10 protein-coding genes are annotated in these 10,029 nt (G+C 57.0%); 1 reads left to right on the top strand and 9 read right to left on the bottom strand.

Annotated features, from left to right (window positions below; all coding sequences use genetic code 11):
• Positions 1-3: 3 nt before the first annotated feature.
• The 3 genes from AC8GFZ_RS04390 to AC8GFZ_RS04380 form a co-directional block, all read right to left on the bottom strand.
• Positions 4-573 (bottom strand): outer membrane beta-barrel protein, encoded by a 570-nt coding sequence (locus AC8GFZ_RS04390; RefSeq protein ID WP_506642715.1) that lies wholly within the window; start codon positions 571-573, stop codon positions 4-6.
• Positions 574-771: 198 nt separating this feature from the next.
• The gene (locus AC8GFZ_RS04385; RefSeq protein WP_506642713.1) at positions 772-1,383 is read right to left on the bottom strand and encodes a hypothetical protein; all 612 of its coding nucleotides are present in this window, start codon (positions 1,381-1,383) and stop codon (positions 772-774) included.
• 85 nt (positions 1,384-1,468) lie between these two features.
• Positions 1,469-2,134 carry a hypothetical protein gene (locus AC8GFZ_RS04380; RefSeq protein ID WP_506642711.1) on the bottom strand — a complete coding sequence of 222 codons (666 nt, stop codon included), beginning with the start codon at positions 2,132-2,134 and terminating at the stop codon, positions 1,469-1,471.
• A 107-nt stretch (positions 2,135-2,241) separates the two neighbouring features.
• Here AC8GFZ_RS04380 and AC8GFZ_RS04375 point away from each other — a divergent pair, with 107 nt between their 5' ends.
• Positions 2,242-3,414, top strand: coding sequence for an FG-GAP repeat domain-containing protein (locus AC8GFZ_RS04375; RefSeq protein WP_506642709.1), 1,173 nt, complete (start codon positions 2,242-2,244; stop codon positions 3,412-3,414).
• A 34-nt stretch (positions 3,415-3,448) separates the two neighbouring features.
• Here the strand turns inward: AC8GFZ_RS04375 and AC8GFZ_RS04370 are convergent, their stop codons facing one another.
• The 6 genes from AC8GFZ_RS04370 to AC8GFZ_RS04345 all read right to left on the bottom strand — a co-directional run bounded on the left by AC8GFZ_RS04370 (position 3,449) and on the right by AC8GFZ_RS04345 (position 9,983).
• On the bottom strand, positions 3,449-4,711 hold the full coding sequence (locus AC8GFZ_RS04370) for an acyl-CoA dehydrogenase family protein (protein ID WP_506642707.1): 1,263 nt from the start codon (positions 4,709-4,711) through the stop codon (positions 3,449-3,451).
• Between the two features lie 28 nt (positions 4,712-4,739).
• Positions 4,740-5,825, bottom strand: coding sequence for a phosphotransferase (locus tag AC8GFZ_RS04365; RefSeq protein WP_506642705.1), 1,086 nt, complete (start codon positions 5,823-5,825; stop codon positions 4,740-4,742).
• Between the two features lies 1 nt (position 5,826).
• The gene (locus AC8GFZ_RS04360) at positions 5,827-6,546 is read right to left on the bottom strand and encodes a Crp/Fnr family transcriptional regulator (RefSeq protein WP_506642703.1); all 720 of its coding nucleotides are present in this window, start codon (positions 6,544-6,546) and stop codon (positions 5,827-5,829) included.
• 101 nt (positions 6,547-6,647) lie between these two features.
• Positions 6,648-7,427 carry an oxepin-CoA hydrolase, alternative type gene (locus AC8GFZ_RS04355; protein ID WP_506642701.1) on the bottom strand — a complete coding sequence of 260 codons (780 nt, stop codon included), beginning with the start codon at positions 7,425-7,427 and terminating at the stop codon, positions 6,648-6,650.
• A gap of 3 nt (positions 7,428-7,430) precedes the next feature.
• Positions 7,431-8,951 (bottom strand): 3-hydroxyacyl-CoA dehydrogenase, encoded by a 1,521-nt coding sequence (locus tag AC8GFZ_RS04350; RefSeq protein ID WP_506642699.1) that lies wholly within the window; start codon positions 8,949-8,951, stop codon positions 7,431-7,433.
• Between the two features lie 24 nt (positions 8,952-8,975).
• The gene (locus AC8GFZ_RS04345; protein ID WP_506642697.1) at positions 8,976-9,983 is read right to left on the bottom strand and encodes a D-2-hydroxyacid dehydrogenase family protein; all 1,008 of its coding nucleotides are present in this window, start codon (positions 9,981-9,983) and stop codon (positions 8,976-8,978) included.
• Positions 9,984-10,029: the final 46 nt, after the last annotated feature.

Below are 10,029 nucleotides of genomic sequence, written 5' to 3'. Positions count from 1 at the left end.
GGCTTAAAAATCCAGCGACAAGCCCAACGAGAAAGCGTCTACAGAAGTCAAACCTTTGTGGTAGTAGGACATGTAGTCAAACACCACGCTCATGTCTTTCTCGACCACCGCTTTGGCCCCCAGGCCATAGGAAAAACTGATGAATTTGTTATCGGCGGCGGATAAACCGCTGGGGTATGTGCTCAAGGTGCGCTCACCGCTGGCCATGCCCAGTTTGCCGAAAATCTCCAAATCAGCGCCCAGGTTTCTGCGCGCCTTGATGTACAGGCCATAGAGGTTGTTGACTTCACCGGCCACCGAGGTGGTGGTGCCTGCGGTACTGATATAGGCGGTTTCTGCATTGCGCACGCTGAAGCCCAACATGCCTTCATAGCCAAAGGTTTCAGTGGTTTTTTTGCCCAAGGTGACGCGCAAAGCGGTGGGTCCGATGGTCAAGCCTGGCTCGCTGTACTTCACCACGTTGATGGAGGTTTCCATGTAATACCGCTTTTCGGGCGGCTTGGGGGTCTTCAGTTGCGCCATTGCGGGGGCACACACCACAAGGGTCAAAAGAATGGCGGTTAATTTTTTCATGGCAATTCCCAATGCTGAATCAGCAAATGTGCACAGATAAGCAATTAGCAAGCCACTGCATTGCAAGTCGGCAGCGCGGTAGAGAGCGGCAAAAGCCTGCCGTTGTTGGCCAAGCAGAACCGACAAAACGATGCCAACGGCCAGGTGTTGCCGCTCGGCCAGCGCTTGCGGGGGCACCAGGGTGACCCCAATGGAAGTTCAGTTGAAGTAACGCCAGCAGGCTTGTTCGGCCAAGACCTCGCCCTTGTTGTTGAGGCAATAGTTTTTGTTCACATGCTTGGCGCCATCGGTGATGATGTAAGAGCGGTACAGGGTTTTGTCCTTGGACACATACATTACCGCGCTGCGCATGTGGCTGCATTTATCGCTCAAGATGCACGAGCGCATGGCGTCTGAGCTGGGGTAGAGGTCGACCGCCACAATGGGGCGTTTATTCCCCAGTTTGGTCTTGATCAAGCGCACCGCACAGGTGTGTCCATCGACCTTGTCCAAGGACAGGGGCTCGAGCAAACCATTCACCTCTTCGACCAACAGCTCCCGGTACCACTGGCCCAAAATGCCCCGGCACAGGTAATAGTCTTCTGTGTCGGATTTGTGAAAAGGCTGGGTGAAGGGGCGGCGGTCCGCATCAAAGTAAAACATCGGCTCTTCGCCATAGGTGCGGGTGGGGCGCTCGACCGCCTTGGGGGGCTCTTTGCCTTTGGCGGCGGGCTTGGCCGGCGCAGGATCAGCCGCCCACGCCAAAGGCGAAAAGCCCATGGACAGTGACATGAGCGCACAGCAAAGGTAGTAAAAGGTTTTTTGAATCATCGTTGCACACCAGGGTGACACTGTTGAATCGGCCCCAGGCTCAAGGACTTGAGGTCCAAGCGCACAGCGCAGGTGGGCCGTGCCATCAATCCACCGTGTAGCAGGTGGTGTCGGGGTGCCATTTGCCTTTGGACGTGACGCAGTGTTGGGCAATCATCTTGCGGTCCATGTCTGACAAAAAGTAAGACCGGTAAACCCCATTGCCGGTGCGCGGCAGCAAGTTCACGCTGCGAAAAGCCGGGCAGCGCTCGCGCACCACACACTCTTGCATGGCGATCCGGCTCGGGTAGAGATGGATACTCAAGCGCCCAGGGGCCAGGCTGCGGCTGGTGCCCATGCTGACCACACAAAATTCGCCTTTGACGAAAGGCATTTCGACCATCTCGGCAAAGTAGTTCATTTCGGCGCTGAGCAACTGCCTGAACCAGGGAGCCACCACGCCGTCACAGTCATAAAAGTCCAATTTGGACGTTTGGTGCATGATTTCTTTGAGCGGCACGTTTTGCTCACTGAGGTTGAGCATGGGCTCCTTGCCCGACGTGGGCGGACGCGCCTTCAAGGCCATTTGGGGCTCTTTTTTCATTGGCTTGGAAAAGCTGGGTGCAGCCTCTTCAGGCACCTTTTCCACTTGGGCTTTGCTGGCTTTCTCGGGGTAGGGCTTGTAATTGGGGGCAGGTTTATCCTGGGCCCAGGCCCCGGAAACGAGGAACAGACCGATCCAAACGGTTAAAAAGTGGTGAGGCAAGGACATAGCCATATGTTAAGGGGCGGATCCCACGCAAAGAATGTTGATTTTATTGATGTACAGCAAAAGTCGTGCCGCTTAAAGTACAGTTCTTTGGTGTCGAATCAAAGTGTATGAAATTCTGCTCTTTTGCCATTATTGTTTATTGTCTCAGTTTGGCCGCTTGCGGTCCTGGCGGCAGTGACACGGGCAGTGCATCGAGCACCAGCACGGCTTTGGCCGTGCAAGCCACTTCTTATGCCAACAAAAACGTGGCGGGATTGACCAACACTGCGGTGCCGGTCGATGCTGTTACAGGTGTACTTTTGGTGCCAACTTCTGTCACTTTTGGTGATTTCTTCCAGGAAGGCAAGTATTCGGCCTTCGTGGTGTCGACTGCTGGCCAAGCCTATTTCTTGCGCCAATCGGCCAGTGGAACTTGGACGGATGACTCGTCAACGCTGTTTGGCACGGGGGCCAGAAATACCTGCAGTGCCACTTATGCCATCACCGCCGACTTCAATGCAGATGGCAAACCAGACGTGTTTTTGTCTTGTTCAGGGCTTTCTAATCAATTGATTTTTCTCAGTTCGGGTTCGAGTTATGTCCGCACTGACCCTGGCATTGCTTTGGATGGCAACCGAGCCGCAGCGGCAGACATCAATGGCGATGGCGTTTTGGATTTGGTGGTGACCGATAAAAACGCCACTCCACAAATTTGGAAGGGCATTCTCACGGCCAATGGAACTGTAAACACTGTCTCTTTTAGAAAGCAACCAGAAACAGGACAAACAGATTGGTTATCCACCACCACTTGCAATGGCACCACCTTGCCGACCAATATTGACACTGTGTTTTTGGTGCCTTCCATTTGGGACACCGCTGGCACCGCCAATACAAACTTGATTTTGGGTGGCATTGCCAGTGGGGGGGGTAAACCTTATGTCCGATTAAAAAAAATAGACACGGACCCCGTTCCTCCCTATTACTCAGCTTGTGTAGCCAGAGGATTTTTGCAAATTCAAGAGGGCGTGAACAACGCCGCATTGCGCGACATTTTTTACCAAAACAGCAAGTTTTATTTGTTAACCGCTTATCAGCCGACCACAGCAGAGCCCAGTGAGATTCAGCTAAGCAGTTACACTATCAACACAGATGGTACGCCGGTTATTTCAGTCACTAAAAAGCTAAATTCGGCTTTTGGATTTTCTAAGCAATACAAATACAACAGTTCAGTTTTTCAACCATACGAAGCTGGCTGCACGACTGACCGATGTTCGACTGCGGCCAATATCGCGCCGCCCTGAACCCAGGCTTGACGCTGGTCTGGGGCCGGGTGCTTCAACTGCCCCGGGTGATTGGCATCTCCACCTCTTGCGGCTCCAAGGCAATGTGCCGCGCCAACTCCAACTTGGCGATCGAGTTGCGGTGCACCTCGTCGGGGCCATCGGCCAAGCGCAGGGTGCGCTGGTGGGCCCAGGCATAGGCCAGGGGGAAATCGTCGCTCACGCCGCCCGCGCCATGGGCTTGGATGGCCCAGTCGATGATTTGCAAGGCCATGTTGGGCGCAATCACCTTGATCATGGCGATTTCGGTTTTGGCGATTTTGTTGCCCACGGTGTCCATCATGTACGCCGCTTTGAGGGTGAGCAAGCGGGCTTGTTCGATCATGATGCGCGACTCGGCAATGCGCTCGTGCCACACGCCTTGGGCAGAGATTTTTTTGCCAAACGCGACCCGGCTGTTGAGCCGTTTGCACATCAACTCCAGGGCCCGCTCGGCGCTGCCGATGGTGCGCATGCAGTGGTGGATGCGCCCGGGGCCCAATCGACCTTGGGCAATTTCAAAGCCACGGCCTTCACCCAGCAGCAGGTTGCTGACGGGCACACGGACGTTTTTCAGCACCACTTCCATGTGGCCATGGGGGGCGTCGTCGTAGCCAAAAACAGTCAGAGGTCGCAGCACCGACACGCCTGGGGTGTTGGCTGGGATGACGATCATGCTTTGCTGTGAATGGCGCGGGGCCTCAGGGTCGGTTTTGCCCATCACGATGTAGATGGCGCAACGGGGGTCGCCGGCACCCGAACTCCACCATTTGCGGCCGTTGACCACGTAGTGGTCGCCATCGCGCTCAATGCGGCATTGCACGTTGGTGGCGTCGGAAGAGGCCACATCGGGTTCGGTCATTAAAAAAGCGGAACGGATCTCGCCGCGCAGCAAGGGCTCGAGCCACTCGTCTTTGATGGCTTCGCTGGCATAGCGCTCCAAGGTTTCCATGTTGCCGGTGTCGGGCGCAGAGCAATTGAACACCTCGGCGGCAAAGGGCACGCGGCCCATGATTTCGCACATGGGTGCGTATTCGAGGTTGCTCAGGCCCTGCGGGGCGCGTTTGCTGTGGGGCAAAAACAGGTTCCACAGCCCGGCTTCGCGGGCTTTGGGCTTGAGTTCTTCAATCAGCGCGGTGGGCACCCAGGCGTTGCCCTTGGCGCGGTTTTCCGCGATTTCGCGAAAAAAGCGTTTTTCGTTGGGGTAAATGTGCTCGTCCATGAAGGCCAACAGACGCGCTTGCATGGCTTTGACTTTGTCCGTGTAGTCGAAGTTCATGGTGTTCTTTCAGTGGTGAATGAAAAAATTAAGCCCTTTGGGCAAAAGACAAGGCCAGTTCGGCCATGGGACGTGCGCCAGCCCCTGAGGTGCGCGCTTGTTCGCTGGAAGCTGTGCCGGTTTCCACCCGCTTGGCAATGCCTTGCAAAATCGCTGCGATGCGAAACAGGTTGAAGGCCAAGTAGAAATTCCAGTCCACTTCCAGATCTTGGGGTTTGGCCAAGCCGGTTTGATCGCAGTACATGCGGATGTACTCTTTTTCGGTGGGGATGCCCAAGCTGGGCAGGTCCAAGCCGCCAATGCCGCGAAAGGTGCCTGGCACGATGTGCCAAGACATGCAGTGGTAGCTGAAGTCGGCCAAGGGGTGGCCCAAGGTGGAAAGCTCCCAATCGAGCACCGCCAAGATTTGCGGTTTTTCGGGATGAAAGATCAGGTTGTCCAGTCGGTAGTCGCCATGCACCACGCTGGTCTGGCTGTCGTCTTTGGCGCTGGCCGGGATGTGCTGGGGCAGCCATTCCATCAAACGGTCCATCTCTGGGATGGGGGTGGTGATGGAGGCTTGGTACTGGCGTGTCCAACGGCTGATTTGGCGCTCAATGTATTGCCCGGGCTTGCCATAGCCCTCCAGACCCACTTGGCGATAAGAGGTGCGGTGCAGGGCGGCAATGACACGGTTCATCTCGGTGTAGATGGCGCGCCGGTCAGCGGTTTGCAGGCCTGGCAAAGATTGCTCCCAGAGCACGCGACCCGAGACAAACGCCATGATGTAGAAAGCGCGGCCAATGACGCTTTCGTCCTCGCACAAGGCATGCATCTGCGCCACCGGCACGCCCGAGCCTTGCAGGGCTTTCATCACGGTGAATTCGCGCTCAATCGCATGGGCCGAGGGAAGCAGTTTGGCCACTGGACCCGGTTTGGCCCGCATCACGTAGCTGATCGACGGCGTGATGAGTTTGTAGGTGGGGTTGGATTGGCCGCCTTTGAACAACTCAACGCTCAATGGGCCTTTGAAGCCGGGCAGGTGGCTGACCAGCCACGCCTCCAAAGCGGCCACATCGAATTGGTGGCTGTCGCTGACAGCGCGGGTGCCGACGAAGTTGTCTTCCAGGCTCATGTCAGTGGTCCGAGTCGCTGATGGACATGAGCATTTCGCGGTTGCGCACCACCAAGCCACCGGCTTCGATGCGGATGGCCAATTCGCGCTCCATGGTTTTGAGCTCTTGGTTCACCCGCTGGCGAGACGCACCCAGCAACTGGGCCAACTCTTCTTGCGCCAAGTGCAAGCCGATGCGAATTTCGCCGTCGTGTTGCAAGCAAGGCACGCCATAGCTTCTGACCAAGTGCAGCAACTGTTTGGCCAATCGGGCACGCAGGGGCAGGGTGTTGAGGTCTTCCACCAAGCCAAACAGCTGGCGAATGCGGCGCGCTTGTAAGCGCAACATGGCGTCGTAAAACTCGACGTGCTGGGTCAGTATTTTTTGAAAGTCCGCTTTGGCCACACACAAAATGCTGGTGTCCCCGTGGGCATACACATCGTGGGTGCGCCGGTCGCCGTCGAGGATGGCCACATCGCCAAACCAAATGCCCGGCTCGATGTAAGTGAAGGTGATTTGCTTGCCCGACAAGGATGTCGAGCTGACCCGTACGGCACCCTTGGCGCAGGCCATCCACTCCTCGGCCGGGTCGCCACGCGCGGCGATCAGTTCCCCGTCCTTGCAACGTTTGATGTAAGCGCATCGAAGTATGTCGTGCCTGAGTGAGGGTGAGAGGGAAGAAAACCATCGTCCTGCGTTGATGGCCTCGCGTTCTTCTATCGTAAGAATAGGGTCGTCCATGGGCTGTCTTTTGTGTGACCGGTTAGATTGAAATTGTCCCGCAAGCGACCGGGCTGAATCCAGCACACAGTCGCCCATGTGCCTGTGTTCAGTGATCGGGTTTACCTGTAGTCGGGGTTTTGCTTGTTGAGCAAGGCGGTGATGCCCGTCAGTGCATTGGGGTGATGTAACAGCGTTACGAAACTGGATTTCTCTTGCGCCAAATGATCGCTCAGCGGCAACTGAGCTGCGCTGTTGAGCAAGTCTTTGATGCCGGTCAAGGCATTGGGGGCACGCGCATTGAGGCGCTGCGCCCATTGCAAAGCTTGAACCAATGATTCACCTGGGTTGGCGAGTTGGTTGATCCAACCCAGCTGATGCAAACGTTCGGCCGTGATGCGTTCGCCCAACATCAGTATTTCGTTGGCAATGGGGCGGGGCAGGGTGCGGGCCAAATTCCAACTGCCACCGCCATCGGGGGACAGGGCGATGTTGCTGTAGGCCATGACGAAAAAGCTGTCACGGGCGGCCACCACAAAGTCGCACATCAAGGCCAAAGAAAAGCCTGCGCCCGCCGCAGCGCCTTCGACCGCTGCAATCACCGGCTTGGGATAGGTGCGAATGGTCTCCATCCAATTGTGCAAGCCCTCAATGCTGGCGGCTTGGACACTGGGGTCTTGCTCGCGGTTGGCCAATAAGCGGTGCAAATTGCCGCCGGCGCTGAAGGTGCCGCCTTCACCGGTGATGACCACACTGCGCACGGCCGGGTTGGTTTCGGCCGCGCCCAAGGCCTCGATGCCCGCGCTGTAGATCTCTGGCCCCAGGGCATTGCGCATGCCGGGATTGGAGAGGGTTAGGACCAAGGTCTGGTCCTGGGTTTCGCTCTTGAGTTGGGCGCCCATGGCTCAGTCTTCTGTTTGCATCAGGCTCAGTCCCAGGGCGCCACGTCGGCGCAACCAAGGGCTGGGGCGATAGCGCGGGTCGCCGTACACGGTTTGCATGTTGAAGAGCACCTCCAAAATGCTGGCAGGGCCGCAGTGGTCGCCCATGGCCAAGGGGCCCATGGGGTAGCCCAGGCCCAATTGAACCGCAGTTTCCAGGTCTGGTGGGGTGCAAATGCCTTGCTGGCAAATGTCGCTGGCGATGTTGACGATGTGGGCCACTACCCGTTGGGTGACAAAGCCTGCGCTGTCACGGATCAGGCTGACGGGTTTGCCGTCGCGGGCAAACAAAGCGTGCGCGGCCTGGCGCATATCGGGTCGGGTGGCAGGGTTGCTGGCCAAGACGCGGCGCTTGGTTTGGGCGTCGCTGAACAACAGGTCGATACCCATGGTGCGGTGGGGGTCGAGGCGGTCCACGGCAGCCACCGTGGTGACGTCAAATCCCAAGGGCGCCACCACAATCAAAGCTTGTTCGCTGGGTTGTGCGCCGGTTTCGATGCGGGCGTCCAGGCTTTTGAGCAGTTGCAGCAATTCGGGGCGGCGCGCTGCCCTTGGGGAGACCCAAACGGGTGGCATGTCTTCAACGACGGGCGGTGGCAATTCAGGCGGCACTTGCGCTTTGCCATCGACATAGCTGTAAAAACCTTCTTGGGTTTTGCGGCCCAAGACGCCAGCGGCTAAACGCTGGGCGGTGATGATGCTGGGACGAAAACGGGGTTCTTCGTAATACTGGTGGTAAATGGACTCCATCACCGGATGGGACACATCCAGGGCGGTGAGGTCCATCAGCTCAAAGGGGCCCAACTTGAAGCCCACTTGGTCTTTCAAGATGCGGTCAATGGTGGCGAAGTCGCTCACCGATTCGCCCACGATGCGCAAGGCCTCGGTGCCATAGCCGCGCCCCGCATGGTTGACGATGAACCCTGGGGTGTCGCGGGTGCGCACCGGGGTGTGGCCCATGTCGCGGGTGAAGGCGTCGAGTTTGACGCAAACTTCGCTGTCGGTTTTTAAGCCGGCCACCACCTCCACCACCTTCATCAAGGGCACAGGGTTGAAGAAGTGATATCCCGCAAACCGCTGCGGATGTTTGAGTTGCGCAGCAATGGCGGTGACCGACAAGGAAGATGTGTTTGTCGCCAACACCGTGGTGCTGGGCACCAGGCCTTCAAGTTGGGCGAACAATTCTTTTTTCACGGCCAGGTTTTCGACGATGGCCTCGATCACCAAATCGCACGCCGATAACTGATCCAAACTGACACAGGCCTGCAATCGTGCCGAATAGGCTGCGCAGGTATCGCTGCTGATGCGCCCTTTTTCCAGCATTTTTTGCCATTGCAGTTGGATGGCCTGAACGGCTTTTTCCACCGCTGGGGCTTGCATGTCGAATAAAAAGACCTGGGCGCCAGCTTGGGCGGCCATTTGGGCGATGCCTTGGCCCATGGCGCCAACGCCGACCACGCCCACGTTGTTGAATGTAGATTTCATCCGCGAATTATCCAGCAGAGCGCTTCAACGCGATTTGCTGAGTGCTTCGAGGTTCACGATGTGGGTGGGGGTGCCTTGGATGAAATTGACCACGTTGGTGAATGCGGCACTGAAGTACAACTCATAGCTGTTTTGCTCCACATAACCAATGTGGGGGGTACAAATGCAGTTTTCCAAGCGCAACAAGGCGTGGCCTTGCAAAACCGGCTCGCTCTCGAAAACGTCAATGGCGGCCAGTCCAGGGCGTCCGCGGCTGAGGGCGGCGATCAAGACATCGGGGTCGATCAACTCTGCACGGGAGGTGTTGACCAGCATGGCCGTGGGCTTCATACGCGCCAGGTCATCGGCTTTGACAATGTGGTGGGTGGTTTCATTGAGGCGCAAATGCAGGCTCAACACGTCAGCTTGTTCGAAAAAGGCTTCCCGCGAAGGGGCACTTTCATAGCCTTGTTGCTGGGCCAGGGCGCGAGACGCCTCACTGCCCCAAATCACCACGTTCATGCCGAAGGCTTTGGCATAACCGGCCACCAATTGCCCAATTTTTCCAAAGCCCCAAATACCCAAAGTTTTTTGATGCAACACCATGCCGACACCAAAGTTGACGGGCATGGTGCTGTTTTTCAGGCCTGACTGCTGCCAAGCCCCGTGCTTAAGGTTGCTGATGTACTGGGGCAGACGCCGCATACCGGCCATGATCAAGGCCCATGTCAACTCGGCCGGTGCGATGGGCGAGCCGACCCCTTCAGCCACGGCAATGCCTTTGTCAGTGCAGGCGGCCACATCGATGTGCGCTCCCACCTTACCGGTTTGGGAGATCATTTTGAGCTTGGGAAGCTTTTCAATGAGCGCGCGGTTGAGGTGGGTTCGTTCACGAATGAGAACCAACACCTCTGCGTCCTTGAGTCGAACCGCCAACTGCCCCGTGCCTTTGACGGTGTTGGTATAGACCTTGGCCGTGTAAGGTTCGAGCAGCTGTGAGCAGGCCAGTTTGCGCACCGCGTCTTGGTAGTCATCAAGGATCACAATGTTCATGGCCCCATTGTGCCTTTGAATGTGTGCCACCCCACGAGACCCCGCC

Source organism: Limnohabitans rimovensis (SeqCode) (assembly GCF_965234775.1).
Classification (GTDB): domain Bacteria; phylum Pseudomonadota; class Gammaproteobacteria; order Burkholderiales; family Burkholderiaceae_C; genus Limnohabitans; species Limnohabitans rimovensis.
This window is presented reverse-complemented; position numbering and strand designations above follow the sequence as displayed.